Annotated in this window: 20 protein-coding genes; 7 read left to right on the top strand and 13 right to left on the bottom strand. The window is 63.3% G+C overall.

Going from position 1 to position 17,465, the window contains the following annotated elements; genetic code table 11:
* Positions 1 to 2: 2 nt before the first annotated feature.
* Positions 3 to 296 carry a hypothetical protein gene (locus BV82_RS12855; protein WP_010222003.1) on the bottom strand — a complete coding sequence of 98 codons (294 nt, stop codon included), beginning with the start codon at positions 294 to 296 and terminating at the stop codon, positions 3 to 5.
* 161 nt (positions 297 to 457) lie between these two features.
* Positions 458 to 880: a homoprotocatechuate degradation operon regulator HpaR gene (gene hpaR, locus BV82_RS12850; RefSeq protein WP_010222002.1), complete on the bottom strand. Its 423-nt coding sequence runs from the start codon at positions 878 to 880 to the stop codon at positions 458 to 460.
* 366 nt (positions 881 to 1,246) lie between these two features.
* Here hpaR and BV82_RS12845 point away from each other — a divergent pair, with 366 nt between their 5' ends.
* A complete protein-coding gene (locus BV82_RS12845; protein WP_010222001.1) occupies positions 1,247 to 2,062 on the top strand; it encodes a gamma-glutamyl-gamma-aminobutyrate hydrolase family protein in 816 nt (271 codons plus the stop codon).
* Positions 2,063 to 2,146: 84 nt separating this feature from the next.
* Here BV82_RS12845 and BV82_RS12840 read toward each other — a convergent pair whose 3' ends face one another.
* Positions 2,147 to 2,851: an MOSC domain-containing protein gene (locus BV82_RS12840; protein ID WP_036995847.1), complete on the bottom strand. Its 705-nt coding sequence runs from the start codon at positions 2,849 to 2,851 to the stop codon at positions 2,147 to 2,149.
* Positions 2,852 to 2,995: 144 nt separating this feature from the next.
* Between BV82_RS12840 and BV82_RS12835 the strand changes: the two genes are divergently transcribed.
* Positions 2,996 to 3,382, top strand: a complete 387-nt coding sequence (locus BV82_RS12835; RefSeq protein ID WP_010221999.1) for a hypothetical protein — start codon at positions 2,996 to 2,998, stop codon at positions 3,380 to 3,382.
* A 30-nt stretch (positions 3,383 to 3,412) separates the two neighbouring features.
* Here the strand turns inward: BV82_RS12835 and BV82_RS12830 are convergent, their stop codons facing one another.
* Entirely contained in the window at positions 3,413 to 4,357 is a 945-nt protein-coding gene (locus BV82_RS12830) for a DMT family transporter (protein ID WP_051636776.1), read from the bottom strand.
* Between the two features lie 150 nt (positions 4,358 to 4,507).
* Between BV82_RS12830 and gcvA the strand changes: the two genes are divergently transcribed.
* Positions 4,508 to 5,377 carry a transcriptional regulator GcvA gene (gene gcvA / locus BV82_RS12825; RefSeq protein WP_010221996.1) on the top strand — a complete coding sequence of 290 codons (870 nt, stop codon included), beginning with the start codon at positions 4,508 to 4,510 and terminating at the stop codon, positions 5,375 to 5,377.
* A gap of 39 nt (positions 5,378 to 5,416) precedes the next feature.
* Here the strand turns inward: gcvA and BV82_RS12820 are convergent, their stop codons facing one another.
* From BV82_RS12820 to BV82_RS12805, 4 genes are all read right to left on the bottom strand, one after another.
* Complete coding sequence (locus tag BV82_RS12820; protein WP_036995939.1) at positions 5,417 to 7,858, bottom strand: TonB-dependent siderophore receptor; 2,442 nt, start codon at positions 7,856 to 7,858, stop codon at positions 5,417 to 5,419.
* A gap of 87 nt (positions 7,859 to 7,945) precedes the next feature.
* A complete protein-coding gene (locus tag BV82_RS12815) occupies positions 7,946 to 8,920 on the bottom strand; it encodes a FecR domain-containing protein (protein ID WP_010221995.1) in 975 nt (324 codons plus the stop codon).
* Entirely contained in the window at positions 8,917 to 9,423 is a 507-nt protein-coding gene (locus BV82_RS12810; RefSeq protein ID WP_026001245.1) for a sigma-70 family RNA polymerase sigma factor, read from the bottom strand. The genes BV82_RS12815 and BV82_RS12810 overlap by 4 nt, the downstream gene beginning before the upstream one ends.
* 104 nt (positions 9,424 to 9,527) lie before the next feature.
* Positions 9,528 to 10,889, bottom strand: a complete 1,362-nt coding sequence (locus BV82_RS12805; RefSeq protein ID WP_010221992.1) for a M16 family metallopeptidase — start codon at positions 10,887 to 10,889, stop codon at positions 9,528 to 9,530.
* Between the two features lie 201 nt (positions 10,890 to 11,090).
* On the opposite strand from BV82_RS12805, the gene BV82_RS12800 reads away from it, so the two are divergent.
* Entirely contained in the window at positions 11,091 to 11,369 is a 279-nt protein-coding gene (locus BV82_RS12800) for a DUF7693 family protein (protein WP_010221991.1), read from the top strand.
* A 73-nt stretch (positions 11,370 to 11,442) separates the two neighbouring features.
* On the opposite strand, the gene BV82_RS12795 is transcribed toward BV82_RS12800, so the two are convergent.
* From BV82_RS12795 to BV82_RS12785, 3 genes are all read right to left on the bottom strand, one after another.
* Complete coding sequence (locus BV82_RS12795; RefSeq protein ID WP_010221990.1) at positions 11,443 to 12,030, bottom strand: hypothetical protein; 588 nt, start codon at positions 12,028 to 12,030, stop codon at positions 11,443 to 11,445.
* A 17-nt stretch (positions 12,031 to 12,047) separates the two neighbouring features.
* Positions 12,048 to 12,659 (bottom strand): hypothetical protein, encoded by a 612-nt coding sequence (locus BV82_RS12790; protein ID WP_010221989.1) that lies wholly within the window; start codon positions 12,657 to 12,659, stop codon positions 12,048 to 12,050.
* Positions 12,660 to 12,744: 85 nt separating this feature from the next.
* The gene (locus tag BV82_RS12785; RefSeq protein WP_010221988.1) at positions 12,745 to 13,455 is read right to left on the bottom strand and encodes an SDR family oxidoreductase; all 711 of its coding nucleotides are present in this window, start codon (positions 13,453 to 13,455) and stop codon (positions 12,745 to 12,747) included.
* A 182-nt stretch (positions 13,456 to 13,637) separates the two neighbouring features.
* Here BV82_RS12785 and BV82_RS12780 point away from each other — a divergent pair, with 182 nt between their 5' ends.
* Positions 13,638 to 14,225, top strand: a complete 588-nt coding sequence (locus tag BV82_RS12780; RefSeq protein WP_036995850.1) for a LysE family translocator — start codon at positions 13,638 to 13,640, stop codon at positions 14,223 to 14,225.
* Here BV82_RS12780 and BV82_RS12775 read toward each other — a convergent pair.
* Positions 14,214 to 14,999: an AraC family transcriptional regulator gene (locus BV82_RS12775; RefSeq protein WP_036995851.1), complete on the bottom strand. Its 786-nt coding sequence runs from the start codon at positions 14,997 to 14,999 to the stop codon at positions 14,214 to 14,216. The two genes, BV82_RS12780 and BV82_RS12775, sit on opposite strands and share 12 nt — an antisense overlap.
* Before the next feature lie 5 nt (positions 15,000 to 15,004).
* Positions 15,005 to 15,541: a helix-turn-helix domain-containing protein gene (locus BV82_RS12770; protein WP_036995852.1), complete on the bottom strand. Its 537-nt coding sequence runs from the start codon at positions 15,539 to 15,541 to the stop codon at positions 15,005 to 15,007.
* 159 nt (positions 15,542 to 15,700) lie between these two features.
* On the opposite strand from BV82_RS12770, the gene BV82_RS12765 reads away from it, so the two are divergent.
* Together BV82_RS12765 and BV82_RS12760 are read left to right on the top strand one after the other, a co-directional pair.
* A complete protein-coding gene (locus tag BV82_RS12765; protein WP_010221983.1) occupies positions 15,701 to 16,483 on the top strand; it encodes an aldolase in 783 nt (260 codons plus the stop codon).
* A 36-nt stretch (positions 16,484 to 16,519) separates the two neighbouring features.
* On the top strand, positions 16,520 to 17,404 hold the full coding sequence (locus BV82_RS12760) for a dihydrodipicolinate synthase family protein (protein WP_036995853.1): 885 nt from the start codon (positions 16,520 to 16,522) through the stop codon (positions 17,402 to 17,404).
* Positions 17,405 to 17,465: the final 61 nt, after the last annotated feature.

The following is a 17,465-nucleotide window of genomic DNA, read 5'->3' as shown; positions in this document are numbered from 1 at the left end:
TATTACTGAGGGTGCATTTTCGACTTGATCAGGCCGGCGATGAAGGTGAGCACCGCGCCCCCCGCACCGCCACCGACAATACTGCTGATCAGTGCCGGCAGGTCCAGCGAACCGCCCGCGGCCACCGCCGCACCGGGTTCACCGGTAAAGGCTGCGAGTATCTGCCCGACAATCACCCCACCCACTCCACCGAAGATCGAGTTGAGTAACGGGCCCATGCTCTGCTTGCTCATACCGGCTGCGTTGCCGCCCACCACACCGGCAACAATCTGAATGATCAGACTGACAATATCCATGATCCAACCCCTTTGTAGCGTTATGAATTGACGACTCGCGTCCTGCTACTTCAGAAAGTCACGACCACGGGAACAGAGACGCCTGGCTCCAGTCAACGACGGCACGCTGTTGCGGATGGGCACAGTATAGGTAGCAAGCGGCCAGTGCGCCAAAACGGCGCTCAGGGCTTGATGTTTTTCAGGCTGTTGAGCAGGCCCAACAGTGCTTGCAGTTTGTCTTCGCCGAACTGTTCGAGGATGCGCTGATAGTTGTGTTCCATGTCTTCGCTCATGTCGACGAAGCATTGCTGGCCCTGTTCGGTCAGGCCCACGAACACCCGGCGCTGGTCCTGGGTCGACTTCTTGCGCCGCACCAGGCCGTCACGCTCCAGACGCGCCAGCACGCCGGTCATGCTTGGCTTGAGGATGCAGGCCTGCTCGGCCAGTTGATGGCTTTCCAGTTCGCCTTGCTGGCGCAGGATGCGGATCACCCGCCATTGTTGTTCGGTCAGGCCATGGGCATTGAGCGAGGGGCGGAAGAAGGCCATGGCGGCTTCGCGGGCTTGCAGCAGGGTCAGGGTCAGGGACGGTCTTGGAGTGGGCATGGTTCAGGCTGGTAGTCATCGGTGACAGCCAGCTTAAGAGAAACCGCGCGATGCAGCAAAGCCGCGCAGGCGCTGCTTCGGCCATTCACCGGACCTTGTTAAATATAATGAACTGGCCGCACCAGGCGCCATGCCAGTTACCGGGGCCTGCAGGCCGATAATTGCATCCAGGCAATCTCAAGCTTCGCCCATGCAATCTGAAGTCGTTTGACATATTAAACGGCTCTGGCAAGCTATATGACAGGTTTCGACCGGATACAGCCCCTTGCTTGGCGTACCGGCAGTGCTCGAAACCTCAGGCAGCGCAAAGGTTTCAGCAGCGCGCCTGCACAATAATGACAGGCTGCGCCTGTCCCAAGGTGACATATGCCCAACAGCAACATTGGCAATAAGAATCAAACCCCTCGCAAACCCGTCGTGCTGATGACCATGGGCTCCCAGGAGCGCAAAGGCCACGACTATCAAGTCATGACCCACAAATACATCGTACCGCTGGTTGAACACGCCGGTTGCGTACCTGTGCTGGTGCCAACCTGCTGCGGCACCGACGACCTCGAAGCCTACCTGGACATGGCCGACGGTGTTTACCTGACCGGCGCCGGCAGCAACATCGACCCGGCCCTGTACGGCCAGGAGAACGAAACCCCGGGCAAGGCCCAGGACCGCGACCGCGACCTGTTCGACCTGCCGCTGGTACAACTGGCTATCGCCCGTGGCCTGCCGATCTTCGGCATTTGCCGTGGCATGCAGGAAATCAACGTCGCCCTGGGTGGCGACATCTACCAGAAGGTCTACGCCGAGCCAGGCTTCAACGACCACCGGGAAAACCCGGACGATCCGGTCGATGTGCAGTACAGCGCGGTTCACAGCGTCAAACTGGAGCAAGGCAGCTGGCTGCACAAGCTGCTGCAGAGCGATGAAATCCGCGTCAACTCGCTGCACGGCCAGGGCCTGAAAAACCTCGGCGAAGGCATCGAGCCCCTGGCCCGCGCCGAAGACGGCCTGGTCGAAGCCATCCACGCCCCGAGCCTGTCGCCTTTCCTCTTCGCGGTGCAATGGCACCCGGAATGGCAAGCGGCGAAAAACCCGGACTCGGTAAAGATGTTCCAGGCCTTTGGCGACGCGTGCCGCAAGCAGGCCGTCAAGGGTCAGGTGGTGAAGCAGCTGGGTACGGCTGCCTGATTGCGATCGCCGGGCAAGCCCGCTCCTGCCTTGTAGGAGCGGGCTTGCCCAGCGATGGCCGACTGACTAGTTGCCCAACCCCTTTCAAGATCTTTCGACGCCCGGCCCTTGCAGCCGCGGTGCCCAGTCCTCGACTACGGCCTTTTCCAGACGCCGCGAAAGCGTCCGGCGCCAAGAGGCAGCCAACGGCAGTTCCAGGCACTGGCGAATGACCTCGAGATCGACCTGCTTGTCGAACAGCACTGACGACAAGCGCGCCACCGACCACTGCGGATGCGGCCGAGCGATCAGCTCGATACTCATCCCGGCGGCCAGCACGCCCTCCTCCAGCACCCGGTAGTACCAGCCGGTGCGACCGCTTTGCTGCACCCGCAGGGACATGTCCCCGACCCCGAAACGGTCGTTGAGCTTCCAGCACGGCATGCGCCCCTGGGAGATCTCCAGCAAGGCCGTGCCGGCGCGAAAACGGTCGCCCAGGCATACGCTCTGCTCGGTCCAGCCACAGGTGCTGAGGTTTTCGCCGAAAGCACCCGGTGCCTGCAGCAGGGGATGTTCGCCCAGCTCCGCCGCCCAGGCAGCATAGTGTTCACGTGGATAGTGATGGATGGCCTTTTCGATCCCGCCATGCACCCGCAAGTCGCCTTGCTCGTCGCCGGCCAGGCCCAGTTCGGTCACGGCCACCTCGCCGTCGCGTGGGGCCTTGGCGATGGCGCTGGCTGAACCCGGGCGGGTAAAAGGCACGGCGCGGCCGGTCAATACACTTTGCAGTTGCAGTTGCTGTCCCAGCATGAGCGATTCACTCCTCTACACATTCGGCCAGCTCAAACACGTCCGGCGGCCTCAAGGTGGCGAGCGTATCGGATAAATACGCTACCGACAAAGCGCTGCACCGAGCCCATGGCAGAGGGCGCTGGATTCGCTATGCTGCAAGGCATGAACGCCACCCTGCCCACCCGCACCCCCTGCCCGCCCGGCGCCTGTGATTGCGGCCGCGAGACGCTGCAGGACCCGCGCATCCTGCTGCTGACGCGCCAGGAAGAAAAGCGCCTGCTCGAGCGCCTGGAGAACCTGCAGAGCCTGTCGGAGCTGGAGCACATGCAACGACGCTTGTATGAGCAGTTGGGCATTCGCGTGCAGATCACTCCGAGCTTCAATGAAGTGCGGACCATGCGCGGCATCAACATTCAGATCGAGGACCTGCCGGGCTTGTGTCGCAAGACCCGGCAGAATATTCCGGCGGCGATCCGCCGGGCGCTGGAGAAGCAGCCGCAGATTGCCTACCGGCTGCTCGATGCCCATGACCTGTTGCGCGATGCCTGACACAGCAGCGCAGGGCAAGCTGACTGCGACCTAAATATCCCGGCCGATAAAACTGTCCGGATCCTCCGCCGCCACCCGCCGCCACTTCAGCAAGCGCCCGTCGATCGCCGCCAACCCCAGGGCAATCAGCCCCATGCCGATAAAGTGCCTGGTCTCCAGACGCTCCCCCAGCACCAACACGCCAAGCACGATGGCACTGAGCGGAATCAGGAAGGTCACCAGCATCAGGTTGGTCGCCCCGGCCGTGGCCAGGATACGAAAGAACACCACATAGGCCAGCGCGGTGGAAAGCAACACCAAACCGGCCACCGCCGCCCAGGTTGTCAGGCTTGGCGCGGCCAGCGTCCAGGGTAGGTCGATCAGCAACGCCAGCGGCACCAACAAGATGGCCGACGCACTGATCTGTCCGGTGGCAGTGATCAGCGGCGCCACCCCCATGACCTTGAAGCGCCGCCCGTAAACCCCGGCCACGGCGTATGACAAGGCCGCCGCCAACACCGCCAGTTGTGCCCACAGGTTGCCGTCCAAGCCGGACCAGGCCGCCGAGCCGATCATGATCGCCACGCCGACAAAGCCCAGCGCAACACCGGCCAACTTGTTGACGCTGATGTTTTCGTCCTCGGTCAGCAGGTGCGCAACGATCACCGCAAACAGCGGCGTGGTGGCATTGAGGATCGAGGCCAGGCCGCTGCCGATGCGGGCCTGGCCCCAGACGATCAAGCAGAATGGCAGCAGGTTGTTGAGCAGCCCCATGGCCAAAAACGCCCGCCAGATCCGCCACTCGCGCGGCATGTACAGCCCCAGTAGCCGTACCAGCGCAAGCAGTACCAGCGCCGCCAGCCCCACGCGCAGCATCACCAGGGTGAAAGGCGGCAGTTCCTTCACGGCAATACCATTGAAGAAGAACGAACCGCCCCACAGTATCGACAGGGCAATCAACAGGCCCCACTCCCTCAGGCTCATGACTTTGTTCATCGTGGCTAACTCCTCAAACGGGCGATCGAGATTGAGCTCTGCTAAGGTCAATCGGCAGCCTCTGGAGCTCTTCAATGCCAGTATTCATGGGCACCAGCACCACGACAAACGAGCATTTTTCGCCAGATAATTGAGGTGAATTAAAGCATCATGACCCTACCCTCACTCAGCGCCTTGCGCGCCTTCGAAGCCGCCGCCCGGCATGTCAGTATCACCCTTGCCGCCCGCGAGTTGTGCGTCACTCCCGGTGCGGTCAGCCTGCAGATCAAGGAACTGGAAGCGGCCCTGGGCGTGCAGTTGTTCGTCCGCCGCCCGCGCAGCCTCAGCCTCACCCCGGAGGGCGAGGACTATTTCGCGACCCTGCGCAGCGCCTTTCGCATGATTCGTGAGGCCACCAGTGCCCTCACTACGCGCGCCAGACAGCAGGTACTGACGCTCAGTTGCACACCCGGCTTTGCCGTACAGTGGCTGCTGCCACGGCTAGGCGGTTTCGAGGCGCAGCAGAGCGGTGTAGATGTACGCATCAGCGCCTGCAAGCGCCTGGTGGATTTCGCCCGCGACGGCATCGACCTGGCGGTGCGTCATGGCTATGGCCGCTATGACGGGCTGGTCGCCGAACGCTTGCTGGATGATGATCTGGTGCCGGTGTGCAGCCCGCACTTGCGCAACATCCACGCCCTGCACCAACCCAACGACCTTGCCAGCGTGCACCTGCTGCACGATGAGCACCGCCACGACTGGCGGATGTGGCTGGATGCAGCCGGGGCGCCACAGGTGGAGGCCAGTGGCGGTACCTTGTTCGTAGACAGCAACGGCGCGATTGAAGCGGCCAAGGCGGGGCTGGGCGTGGCGCTGGTGCGCCGCGGCTTCGTGCAGCGGGAGCTGGATGAAGGCATGCTGGTGACGCCCTTTGCACAGGGCATCGCCAGTGAACTGGCGTATTACCTGGTGTACCCGGCGACGGCACTGGAACGGCCGCAGGTGGCCGGGTTTCGTCAGTGGTTGCTGGCTTGTCGCTAGCAGGGATTGCTTTGCAGCCCATCGCCGGGCAAGTCGGTCTTACCAGTTATAGGTCAGGTCAGTGGTAATGGTCCGCCCTTCGCCGTAGTAGCAATCCACGTCGCTGGTGCAACGGCTGACATACACCTTGTCTTCCAGGTTCTGCAGATTGACCTGCAACTTCACCCCTTTCAGGCGCAATGGCGACTGCTGCAAGTCGTAGGAGACCATGCCGTCGTACACGGTATAGGACGGGATGCTGAAGTGGCCATCGGCAAAATCGGTGCCGTCACTGCCGCGCACATAACGTGCACCCAAACCCATGCCCAGGCCGGCAATCGGGGTATCACCGGTGAAGTGATAGTCCAGCCACAGCGATGCGGTCATCGGCGGGGTGCCCGACGGATGACGACCTTCACGGCCATCGTTGTCCTTGGTGTAAACCACGTCGTTGCGCGATACCGAAGCGATCAGGCCCAGGTTATCGGTGAGGTTGGCCTTGCCTTCAAGCTCGACGCCGCGCGAGCGCAGTTCGCCGACCTGGCTGTTGAAGCCGGGGTTGCCGACGTCGGCGGTGAGGATGTTCTGCTGGTTGATCTCGTACACCGACAACTGAATGAAGCTGTCCTGGCCAGGCGGTTGGTACTTGATACCCGCCTCGACCTGCTTGCCGGTGGACGGCTCGAACGCCTTGCCCGCGTAGTCGGCACCGCTCAGCGGCAGGAACGACTCGGAGTAGCTGACATAAGGCGTCACGCCATTGTCGAAGGCATAGCCAAGCCCCGCGCGGCCGGTGAACTTCTCGTCCTTGACGGTGGTATGGGTGCCAGCGATCGGCTCCTTGTTATCGGCCTCGGCCCAGTCGTAGCGGCCACCGAGGGTCAGGAACCAGTTGTCCCACTTGAGCTGATCCTGCACGTACAGGCCGGTCTGATTGATGGTGCGGTCCCACTTGAACGGCTGGCCGAAGTTCATTGGCTTGCCGTACACCGGGTTGTACAGGTCGATGACCGGCGGATTGCGGTCGTACAGGCCGAGGAATTTGGAGTTGGAGTGGTAGTAATCAACGCCGATCAACAGGGTGTGGGCGACGTCGAAAGTGTTGAACTTGGCCTGGGCCATGTTATCGATGCCAAACACCTTGTTGCGCTGGGCCCAGTCGACCCCGAAGCGGGTCATGGCGCTCTGGTCGTCGGCCCCGGTGACCGGGTTGGGCACGAAGGCGTAGCCGTGCAGCGGCGCCCGGTATTTGTCATCGACGTAGGCGTAGCGGGTGTTCTGCTTGAGGGTCCAGACGTCGTCCAGCTCATGACTGACTTCATAGCCAAAGGTGTACTGCTCGCGATCGTAGGAGTTGACCCCCGGCTCGCCGATGAAACGGCTGCGCTTGATCCGCCCATTGGGGCTGGCAAACACCGTGCCCACCGCCGGCAGGCCCTGGGCTTCCGGCATGCCGTTGTCGCGCTGGTAGTGGCCGTAAACGGTCAGGCGCGTCTGCTCGTTGGGGCTCCAGGTCAGGCTCGGGGCGATCATGTAGCGCTGCTGTTCGACGTAGTCGGCCTCGCCGTTCTTGTCCAGGCCCATGCCGGTCACGCGGTACTGGTACTCACCCTGGTCATCCACCGGGCCGGCAAAGTCGAACGCGCCGTAACGCCGGTCCTGGCTGCCGCCACCGAGTTTGACTTCATGCAGCGGCGTCGCGGTCGGGCGCTTGGAGACCATGTTGATCAGGCCACCTGGCTGGTTCTGGCCATAGAGCACCGAGGCCGGGCCCTTCATCACCTCGATACGTTCCAGCGCGTACGGATCGATCTGCAGCGCACCGCCAGTACTGCCGCCGCCATAAGGCAGGTGCAGGCCGTCCAGGTACAGCGGCGTCGGGCTGAAGCCGCGGGAGGTCGGCTCGTCGAAAATCCCGACCCGGTCGGAGAAACCACCGCCGGTGATACCCGGGGTGTAGCGCAGGGCCTGGGTGACCGTCTGCGAGCCGAGCGCCTTGATTTCATCCTGGGTGATGACGTTGATGGTCTGCGGTACTTCCAGCACCGAGGTGTCGGTCTTGGTCGCAGTGCCGGTGCGCTTGGCCACATAGCCCTGAACCGGCCCCCAGGCATCTTCGCCGGCGTTGGAAACGATCTGGGTCAGGCCCAGTTCCAGCGCCCCGCTCTGCTCGGCCGGCACCAGGTTCCAGGTGCCGCCGGCGGTGATGTTGAGATTAAGGCCGCTGCCATTGAGGGCCTGGGTCGCCGCTTGCTCGGGAGTGAACTGACCGCTGACCGCTGCCGAGCGCTTGCCCTGCAACAGTGCCGGCTTGACCGACAGCACTCGGCCGGACTGGCGGGCAATGTGGCTCAAGGCTTCGCCCAGGTCCCCGGCCGGGATATCAAAACGCTGGCTGGCGCTGACGCTGCTGTCGGTTTGCGCCTGCGCGTACAGCGGCGCACTGCTGCCCAGGGCGATGGCAAGGGCCAGCAGGCTGGGGCGGATCATGGAGTCGGGCATGGAGGTGTTGGCTCGTTCGAGGTTGTTGTCCATAACGAGGACACGCCAGTAACCGAACCCCCTCAGCGAAATCTTAATTATTTTTATTCAGATCACATCGATACGGGTCAGCCAGCCGCCAAAGCTGTCGACCCGGATCGGCAGGGTCTCGGCCAGGGAGCGCAAGGTACGCTCGCTGTCATCCAGCGGGAAGCTGCCGTAGACGCGCACCTGCGCGGCCTGCGGGCTGATGCGCAACAGCCCGGCGCGGTACGGGCGCAAGGCCTCGATCAGCTCGCCCAGTGGCTCGTCGCGGACATCGATGCGGCCATCGGCCCAGCTCGCACGGGTGTGTAGTGAGGCCGCCACAGGCTGGCTGCCGTGGCCATCAAAACGGAAGGCCTGGCCCTCTTCCACGCGCTGGGCTGGCGCACTGCCGCTGCTGAGCATGACGCTGTGCTGTTGTACCGAAACCAGGCTCTGGCGCTCTTCCTGGCGCACGCTAAAGCGCGTACCCAGGGCTTGCACCTGGCCTTCGCGGGTAGCGACGATAAAGGGTCGGCCCGGTTCTGCGGCCACATTGGCTTGCAGCTCACCGTCGCGCAGCAGCACCAACCGCTGCCCGGCGCTGAAACGCACATCCACCGCGCTGCGCGCGTTCAGGCACAGGCGCGAACCATCGGCCAGGGTGAAGGTACGCCGTTCACCGGTGCCGGTGCGCAGGTCGGCAAGCAAATCGCCCAGCGGCGCCACCCGATTACCAATTGCACCGGCGCCCAGTCCCAGCAACAACATCGCCAGACCGCCGCCCAGCGCTTTGCGCCGCGACGGCGAAGGCAAGGCACGCAAACTGCGGCTGGCCATGGCCAACTGGCCGGGGTTGCGCTGTTCGGCTTGCTGCAGATCGGCCAGGGGTTCGCCAAGCAAGGCATTGACCCGCTGCCAAGCGGCCTGGTGGCCGGGAGACTGCTCGAGCCAGCTGTTGAACGCCACCAGCAACGGGCTCCCGGCAGGAACATTCTCCAGCTTGAGCAGCCAGTCCACTGCTTCGTGGGTGGCGCGGTCCAGTGGTGTGTTGCTCATTCCGGCCTCGCGCTCAGGCAATGCACGAAGGCCCGGCGCAGGTCGCGCTCGACCGTGGCCAGCGACACCCCCAGATGCTCGGCAATGCTCGGCTGGTTCATGCCTTCGAGGCGATGCAGGATAAAGGCGTGACGCACCCGCACCGGCAGGCCATCGAGCACGCGGTCGATTTCGGCCAGCGCTTCACGCACCAGCACCACGTCTTCGGCCGAGGGCATGCAGTGTTCGGGCAGGCACGCCAGCTCGTCGAGGTAGGCCTGCTCCAGCGCACGACGGCGGAACAAGTTGCTCAGCAGGCGGCGGGCGACGGTGGCGAGAAAGGCGCGGGGTTCTTCAAGGGCGGGCAAGGCGCTGCTGGTCATGGCCCGGACGAAGGTGTCCTGGGCCAGGTCCGCCGCATCGTGCGGGCAGTTCAGCCGGCGGTACAGCCAGGCGCGCAACCAGCGATGATGGTCGCTATAGAGGTGGGCGACGATAGCCTTGGAGTCGACAGAGCTCGGCACGAGGGTGATCACACATTAATGGTAATTACTCTCATTATCATGATGCGTGGGAAATTTCACAATCCCCTTTTCGCGGGGCAAGTCGGATCGCCGCACCGCCGCTCCTACAGATCTTGCCCCGCCACTACGGTCGCCAGCTTCTGTGGCTGAACGACGCGTTTGAACGCCGCCTTGACTTGCGCAGGCGTCACCGCCTCAAGCTGTTGGCGCCAGGTCACCAGGGTATCGTCCGGCAAGCCGTTCAAGGCGATCTGCGCGACATGCTCAAGCAGGCGGTGGCGGCTGGTGCCGGCAAAAAGCTCGAGTAGCCGCGCCTTGGCCTCAGCCAGTTCCTCGGCGCTCGGGCCCTCGCTGACAAAGCGCGTCAACGCCTGATGGGCCGCCTTCTGTGCCTGCTCCTGATGCCCGGCAGGGACTTCCAGCGAGATCACGAAGGCCCCGGCCTGTTGGCCCATGGCGAAGTAGCTGGCCGATTCCCAACTGACATCGCCGCCAAGCTCAGCGCCCACGGCCCGATTGAGCCGCGTCGGCCAGTGCTCGCCACCGAGAATGTCGCTGCCCAGCAGCAACGGGAAAAAGTCCGGGTCGCTGCGTGGCACTGCCGGCTGGCCGATCTGTATCCAGATCGTACCCTGCTGCGGTTCCAGTTGCTGGCGGCTGGCCTGGCTCAACGCCTGCACTTTGGGCAGCGCTGGCAACGCTGGGCAATGACCGCTCGGCAAGCGCCCAAGCACTGCATTGGCCACGGCATCGGCCTGAGCCCGGTCAAGATTGCCGACCAGGCTGACCGTGGCCCGGCATGGCAGCATCATTGCACTGTAATGCGTGCGCAAATCTTCCATGCGGGTGCGCTCGACCATGGCCGGGGTCAGGGCATAGCCGAACGGCAGCGCGTACTCGTCCAGGTCGATCTGCTTGTTGCGCTGCAGTCCCGGGCGGGTCAGCTCGCGGCCATAGGGGTGGTCGCCATACACCGCCTGGGCAAAGCGTTGCCCTACCCCGGCAAAACGCCGGGTGGTTTCGCCGTTGACCTGGCGAATGTAATACGGCTTGGCCCGGAACCAGATGCTGCCGGCAAAGGCCGGTTCGGCAATCTGCCGACCTAGCAACGCCGTGGCCTCGGCCTGGCGCTGGGCACTGGTGTCGGTGATTTTCAGGATGTAGCTGAAGCGGTCGGCATCGACCTGGGTATTCAGTTCACTGTCCAGGCGCATCCAGGCCATTCGCAGCGCGTTGCCGTTCAGCTCCGGGGCATCGCCCTGGGCATGGACACCTTCCACCGCAAGCGCTGCGCCGAGCACCGCCAGGCCCGGTTGATCCAGTGGGTCGCGGCGGCTGCCGGCATCGAAGTCAACCTGGATCTGCAGGTCGCTGGCCTGGCTTTGAGGCAACAGGTAGACCCGCGCGCCGCTGGGCTGGGTCCAGTGTTGAATAGCCAGGTTGTCGGCAGCCAGGGCCGGGGCCATTGCGCTCAATCCAAACGCGCAGGTGAAGAGTCGTTCCATCAGGGTCATAACCGATACTCAAAAGACCAAGGTGCGCACGCTACCCACTAGGCCGCTGCAGATCAAGCCTGGACAACGGCTGACAGCGGCGCCGGCACGCACTATGCTCAGCGTCCTCGCGACCCCGTCGCCCAGGCCATGTACCTTGAGAGCGAGAAATAGATGCCAGCCCTGAGTGCCCGTGAGGTGTGCCAGCAACTGCGTGATGCCGCCCTCGGCGTTCGTCCGTTGCGGCGTGTCGGCGTTGAGGTCGATATCGACGGCTGGCGCCTGAGCCTGGATTTCGACGGAACCCACCTGCACCATTGCCTCACGTGCCGCAGCAGCGACGGCCGCGAAGGCACGCTCGAGTGCTGGCAATGGGGCACCGATCCGGTGAGTTTGCTCAGCACCTGGGAGCTGGCGCAGGTCGAGCGATTGTTGTGCGGGGCTACTGCGTAGCCCATCGCCGGCAAGGCCGGCTCCCACAGGGTTGGTGCAGGGCCTGTAGGCGTTGGCTTGCAGCAATGAGGCCTTACAACAACTGACGCTTGACCGCCTCGTCCAGCGTGCTTTGGGTCAACTGGCGGACCAGTTCGCTGGTGTCCTGCTGGAAGGGAATCCCGACGATCAGCACCAGGTGCATCCAGGTGCGTACCGACTCGCTCTTGCTGATGCGCCCCAGTTCCTTGCCGTCCTTGTCCTTGAACACCGTATCAAGGGTGAAGGTGTTGCGCGCCGTGGACGGGATGATGAAGAAGGTCGCCCCGGTGATGATCGCCGACGCCACGTTGTACTGTTCGTGGTTGGTCAGGGTCGATTCGGCGTAGATATCCGCCGTGACCTTTTCCGTGCTCACCCGGGCAAAGCGCCCGGACTGCTTGTAGGTGTCGACCAGTGCCTGCTCCCAGGCCTCGGCCGGCTTGCCGGCGGTGGCATTGGGCTGGCCGCGATTGACCTGGTATTGCGCGGTGGTGCGCACATAGGCGGTCGGTTTCACCGCCTGGGCTTGCGCCTGTGGCGGCCAGCTCTGCACTGGCGCCAGTTCGTGTTGCGAATAGGAGACGCAGCCGGTCAGCAGCACAGCGCCGAGCAGCAGGTTGGCTTTGATGATACGCAGCATGGGAATCGTCCTTGTCGTTACTGTTTGGCCAGTTTCAGCGTGGCGTCGTCGAGCAGCTTGGCAACCACTTCATTGAGCTGCGGTGCCCCCAGGGTCGGCGCCCAGTATTCACGGCGGTAGAGGCCGACGTTGCGCTCAAGCTTGAGTTCCTGGCGGGAGCTGGCCAGGGCCTTGCCGTTACGGTCCTCGATCACCAGGTCACCGGCGACATCGAAGGTGTCGACGTAGATCGGGCCGTTGACCCAGATCCACACGGTCAGGGTCAGCAACGCGCCCGGCACATAGCCCGGATGGGGGCCGCGATGGCCCTTGAGCGAGGTCATGTTGAATTTGAGCATGACGTCCTGCTCATCCAGGCGTGTCGGGTATTGGCTGACCTGTTTGAAGTACTTGCCGGCCTCGACGTACTGGTCGAGTTGCGCAGTCAGCGAACGGCTGATGGCCTTGCGCGTGGCCTCGTCGATGCCTGGTGCCGAGACCGCCACGTCAGCGACCTGCGCCGTACGTGGGCTGGTGGTGGCGGCTGGATGTTGCGGAGCGCCCAGAGGGCCGGTGACGTTGTAGGACACACAGCCGGTCATCGACAGGGTGGCGATGATCGCGGTGGCCTGGAGCAGCTTTTTCAACATGGGATGTCCTGGTATATGGCACAGTGCCATATTGCTTCGGCAGCAGGTCGTGAAACTTGAGCACGACCTGCGCCCGCTCATCGGCTCACAGCAGCCCACCGCCGTCGATATCGACAATGCTGCCGGTCATGAAGCCGTTCTCCATGGCCAGGATAAAGCCCGCGGCGACCTCATCGGCTTGCCCCACCCGCCCAACCGGCAGCCCGGCCGCGGCGCGGTCAAACATCGCCACACGCTGCGCGGTATCCATCGCCGCGTACGCTTCGGTATCGGTCAGCCCGGGGCTGATGACGTTGACGCGACGCGGCGCAAGCTCCTTGGCCAGTTGCTTGCCCAGGGCCTCGAGAGCGGCGTTGAGCGTGGTCTTGATCAACTGCCCGGGGACGAACTTGCGCGACAGCAACCCCGACGTCAGGCTGATGCTGGCGCGTGGCGAAAGGTAGGGCAGCGCCGCCTGGACCGTCTGCAAGGCGCCCCAGAACTTGACCTCGAAGGCCTCGCGGGCCTGTTGCAGGTCGCTTTGCGCCAGGGGCTTGGCCTGTACCGCAGGCCCGGCGCTGATCACCAGGTGATCGACCGTGCCAATGTCGGCAAACAGGGCGTGCAACGCCCCGGTATCGGTGATATCGAGCGTAACTGCTTCGATACCTTCGCCAACCGGACCTGGCTGGCGACTGGCGACAATGACCCGTGCGCCACGGTCTCGGGCCTGGCGCGCGACTGCCGCACCGATACCGCTGGCACCGCCGAGCACGACGACGGTCTGGTTCAATAAGGACGGATGAGGGTTGTGCATGACGATCACTGCCTGTGGTTGAAAGTGATTGCATGCTGATCGGTTATCAATAAAAGAAAAACAGCGAACCCGGCACAACACCTGTAATTTTTACTTGAAAATAATCAGGGTAATTTTCTTCAATACGCGCCCGCTCCCGCCCCTTAGTCTGTGCCGGTTCCCCACTACCGGATACTGATCCCATGAGCCTGATGCTATCGATGGCCGCCTTCGCGCTGGCCGCTTCCATTTCCCCTGGCCCGGTCAATATCATTGCCCTGGGCGCTGGCGCCCGCCATGGCCTGCGCGCCAGCCTGCGGCATGTCGGCGGTGCAACCCTGGGCTTTGGCGTGCTGCTGGTGCTGATCGGCCTCGGCCTGCACGAGCTGTTGCGCTATTGGCCGGCACTGACTCAGGTGCTGCATTGGGCTGGCGTGGCATTCCTGCTGTACCTGGCCTGGAAACTGGCCAGCGACGGCGGTGAGCTGGCCGCAGCCGGCAACCAGAATGCACCGTCGATGCTTGCCGGCGCCGCCCTACAATGGCTCAACCCCAAGGCCTGGCTGGCCTGTGTGGCCGGGATCGGCGCCTATGTCGACAACGGTGAATCCCGTCTGCTATGGCAGTTCACCGGCATCTACCTGGTTATCTGCTATCTCTCGATCGCCACCTGGGCCTGGGCTGGCAGCAGGATCAGCCAGCACCTGGGCAATCCACGGCGCATGCGGCTGTTCAATCGCAGCCTGGCGTTCATATTGCTGGCCAGCGCCCTCTACCTGCTACTGGCCTGAACGGTAATGCCCCGGGGTCGCAGCCAGATGCTGTTTGAAGGCGCGTTGCAAATGCGCCTGATCGGCAAAACCGGCCTCCAGCGCCACCTCGGCAATCAAGCGCCCGCGCCGCAACTGGGCACGGGCATATTGCACACGCTGGTCGAGCAGATAACCATGAGGGGTGAGACCGAACTGCTGCTTGAAGGCCCTGATCAGGTAGGACGTCGACAACCCGGCGGCCCGGCTGATGGCCTCAAGGCGCAAAGGCTCGGTGCAATGCTCGCGAATAAAGGCCGCAGCCGCCAGCAAGCGCGGGTCAGGTTGCTGCGCCGAGCACTCGAAACCGCCAAGGCGCTGGCTGAGCCCGGCGAAAAACAACCGCAGTGCGGTCTCTTTGCGCGCGGCCGGGTATTGCGCATCCAACAACACGTCAAACAGCCTGAGCACCTCGTCGAACAACGACGCCGAAGTACTGCTGATCGCCGCCAGTGGCGAGAAGCCCAACGCCTGTAACCACGGCCAGTCGACATAGAGCATCAGGTACGACCAGGGCTGACCGTCGATGGGATTGCAGGTATGCACCACACCAGGATTGATCAAGACCACGGTGCCAGCCGCCACCTGCTGGTGGCGCTCGCCGCTGACATAGGTACTGCGTCCGCCAGTGATCGCGCCAAGGGAGAAGCTCTCGTGCGAATGCGCCGCATAACAGACCTTGCGGCCATCGGCGACGCGACGTGCTTCGATGAAGGGTAGCGCCGGGTCACGCCAGAAGCGGGAGTGTGCATCCATGGGGATCAGCTCTCGGTGTCGTGCACCACGACTAGCAACTGGGCCTGCAACTCGCCCAGCGAACGCAGGCGGTGTGGCGTCTGGGCGTTGAAATACAGCGCATCGCCACGTTCGAGAATGACCCGTTCATTGCCAAAGTCGACCTCCACCTGGCCTTCATGGACGAACAGGAACTCTTCGCCCAGATGCTCCTTGAACGAGGCATCGTTGAATTCCGGCGGCGGGCTGATGATGAAAGGCAACAGGCTGCGGCTGCCGATCTGCTTGGCCAGCACCGTATAACCCGGCGCCTGCCCCACCACCGCCTGGCGCTCGCCGCTGCGCACCAGGCTGTAGCGCGCATGGCCTGGCTGGTCTTCGGCAAACAGTTCCTCGACATTGACATTCAAGGCGCGCGCCAGCTTCAACGCGGCGGCAATCGAGGGGGTATTCAATCCGCGCTCGACCTTGGACAGGTAACTCTTGGTCATGCCGGAGCTTTCAGCCAGCGCATCCAGGGTGATACCCAGTTTTTTTCTTAACAATTTCAATCGAATAGACATGCGACGCGGTTTTCCCAATGCCATGGGCAAGTTTTTTCTTGCTAATGACACTTTGTGTCATATAGCCTTGATTGTGTCATCAACTTGACCGCCCCGTCACCTTCCAAGCAACCGGGGTGGTCAGCCGTGACAACCCATCACGCCACCGAGGATAGCCCCATGGCCAAGACAATGGCACTCCCCAAGGACCAGCTGATTCAGCAGGCCCTTAAGCAGATGCAAGGCTCGCTTGCCGATAATACGTGGACTGTGCGCGAAAAGCTGGCATTGACCTGCCGGATTCTGTTCGACAACGGCCACGACTCCGGCCTTGCCGGGCAAATCAGCGCCCGCGGTCCGCAACCGGGCACCTTCTACACCCAGCAACTGGGCCTGGGCTTCGACGAAATCACTGCCAGCAACCTGTTGCTGGTCAACGAAGACCTGGAAGTGCTCGAAGGCCAGGGCATGCCCAACCCGGCCAACCGCTTCCACAGCTGGGTGTACCGCGCGCGGCCGGATGTGAACTGCATCATCCACACCCACCCGACCCACGTCGCCGCCCTGTCGATGCTGGAAGTGCCGCTTGAGGTGTCGCACATGGACCTCTGCCCGCTGTACGACGATTGCGCGTTTCTCGAAGCCTGGCCCGGCGTGCCGGTGGGCAACGAAGAAGGCGAGATCATCAGTGCAGCCCTGGGCGACAAGCGCGCCATCCTGCTCTCGCACCACGGCCAGTTGTCGACCGGCGCCAGCATCGAGGAAGCCTGCGTGATTGCCCAGTTGATCGAGCGCGCCGCCAAGCTGCAACTGCTGGCCATGGCCGCCGGCAGCATCAAGCCGATTGCCCCTGAGCTGGGCCGTGAAGCCCATGACTGGATCTCCCGGCCCAAACGCCACAGCGCTGCCTTCAACTACTATGCGCGCCAGTGCCTGCGGGTGCATGGCGACTGCCTGAACTGATCCGAGCTTTTTTACTTACCTTGCGGAGTAGATTTCATGTCCAAGACTTTTCACGGCATCATCGGCTACACCATCACCCCGTTCAGTGCCGACGGCGAGCAGCTTGACCTCGACGCCCTCGGCCGCTCGATCGACCGCCTGATCGACGGCGGCGTGCATGCCATCGCCCCCCTCGGCAGCACCGGCGAAGGCGCCTACCTGAGCGACCTGGAATGGCAACAGGTGGCCGCGTTCAGCCTGCGCCACATTGCCGGGCGGGTACCGACCATCGTCAGCGTCTCCGACCTGACCACTGCCGGCGCCATTCGCCGTGCGCGCTTTGCCCAGGAACACGGCGCCGATGCGGTGATGGTGCTGCCGGCGGCCTACTGGAAGCTCACCGAAGCGGAGATTTTCGAGCACTACCGAGCCATTGGCGCCAGCATCAAGCTGCCGATCATGCTCTACAACAACCCGGCCACCAGCGGTACCGACATGTCGGTGGATCTGATCCTGCGCATCGTGCGCGAGGTCGAAAACGTGACCATGGTCAAGGAGAGCACCGGCGACATCCAGCGCATGCACAAGCTGCAGTTGCTCGGCGAGGGCAAGGTACCGTTCTACAACGGTTGCAACCCGTTGGCCCTGGAGGCATTCGTGGCCGGCGCCAGCGGCTGGTGCACCGCCGCACCGAACCTGATCCCCGCGCTGAACCAGCAGCTGTACCAGGCCGTGCAGGCCAACGACCTGAACGCGGCCAAGGCGGTGTTCTACCGTCAACTGCCACTGTTGGAGTTCATCCTCAAGGGTGGCCTGCCGGCGACCATCAAGGCCGGGCTGGGCATGACCGGCTTGCCGGTGGGTGAACCGCGGCGGCCGGTATTCGCCCTCGACACTGCAGGCCAGGCGCGCTTGCAGCAGTTGCTCAAGCAAATGCCGTAGAGGCGCTGCAGCAACCCGGCACTGAGGCAGTGTCGGGTCCCCCCCATAGTCGCCAGCGAGT

This window comes from Pseudomonas donghuensis (genome assembly GCF_000696345.2).
GTDB classification, from domain to species: Bacteria; Pseudomonadota; Gammaproteobacteria; order Pseudomonadales; family Pseudomonadaceae; genus Aquipseudomonas; species Aquipseudomonas donghuensis.
This window is presented reverse-complemented; position numbering and strand designations above follow the sequence as displayed.

Coding starts and splice junctions, on each gene's coding strand:
- BV82_RS12780 (WP_036995850.1), top strand. CDS start 13,638: ATGAGCCTGATGCTATCGATGGCCGCCTTCGCGCTGGCCGCTTCCATT.
- BV82_RS12840 (WP_036995847.1), bottom strand. CDS start 2,851: ATGCTGGGACAGCAACTGCAACTGCAAAGTGTATTGACCGGCCGCGCC.
- gcvA (WP_010221996.1), top strand. CDS start 4,508: ATGACCCTACCCTCACTCAGCGCCTTGCGCGCCTTCGAAGCCGCCGCC.
- BV82_RS12845 (WP_010222001.1), top strand. CDS start 1,247: ATGCCCAACAGCAACATTGGCAATAAGAATCAAACCCCTCGCAAACCC.
- BV82_RS12835 (WP_010221999.1), top strand. CDS start 2,996: ATGAACGCCACCCTGCCCACCCGCACCCCCTGCCCGCCCGGCGCCTGT.
- BV82_RS12770 (WP_036995852.1), bottom strand. CDS start 15,541: ATGTCTATTCGATTGAAATTGTTAAGAAAAAAACTGGGTATCACCCTG.
- BV82_RS12800 (WP_010221991.1), top strand. CDS start 11,091: ATGCCAGCCCTGAGTGCCCGTGAGGTGTGCCAGCAACTGCGTGATGCC.
- BV82_RS12765 (WP_010221983.1), top strand. CDS start 15,701: ATGGCCAAGACAATGGCACTCCCCAAGGACCAGCTGATTCAGCAGGCC.
- BV82_RS12790 (WP_010221989.1), bottom strand. CDS start 12,659: ATGTTGAAAAAGCTGCTCCAGGCCACCGCGATCATCGCCACCCTGTCG.
- BV82_RS12795 (WP_010221990.1), bottom strand. CDS start 12,030: ATGCTGCGTATCATCAAAGCCAACCTGCTGCTCGGCGCTGTGCTGCTG.
- hpaR (WP_010222002.1), bottom strand. CDS start 880: ATGCCCACTCCAAGACCGTCCCTGACCCTGACCCTGCTGCAAGCCCGC.
- BV82_RS12785 (WP_010221988.1), bottom strand. CDS start 13,455: ATGCACAACCCTCATCCGTCCTTATTGAACCAGACCGTCGTCGTGCTC.
- BV82_RS12805 (WP_010221992.1), bottom strand. CDS start 10,889: ATGGCCCCGGCCCTGGCTGCCGACAACCTGGCTATTCAACACTGGACC.
- BV82_RS12815 (WP_010221995.1), bottom strand. CDS start 8,920: ATGAGCAACACACCACTGGACCGCGCCACCCACGAAGCAGTGGACTGG.
- BV82_RS12855 (WP_010222003.1), bottom strand. CDS start 296: ATGGATATTGTCAGTCTGATCATTCAGATTGTTGCCGGTGTGGTGGGC.
- BV82_RS12830 (WP_051636776.1), bottom strand. CDS start 4,357: ATGAACAAAGTCATGAGCCTGAGGGAGTGGGGCCTGTTGATTGCCCTG.
- BV82_RS12820 (WP_036995939.1), bottom strand. CDS start 7,858: ATGCCCGACTCCATGATCCGCCCCAGCCTGCTGGCCCTTGCCATCGCC.
- BV82_RS12760 (WP_036995853.1), top strand. CDS start 16,520: ATGTCCAAGACTTTTCACGGCATCATCGGCTACACCATCACCCCGTTC.
- BV82_RS12775 (WP_036995851.1), bottom strand. CDS start 14,999: ATGGATGCACACTCCCGCTTCTGGCGTGACCCGGCGCTACCCTTCATC.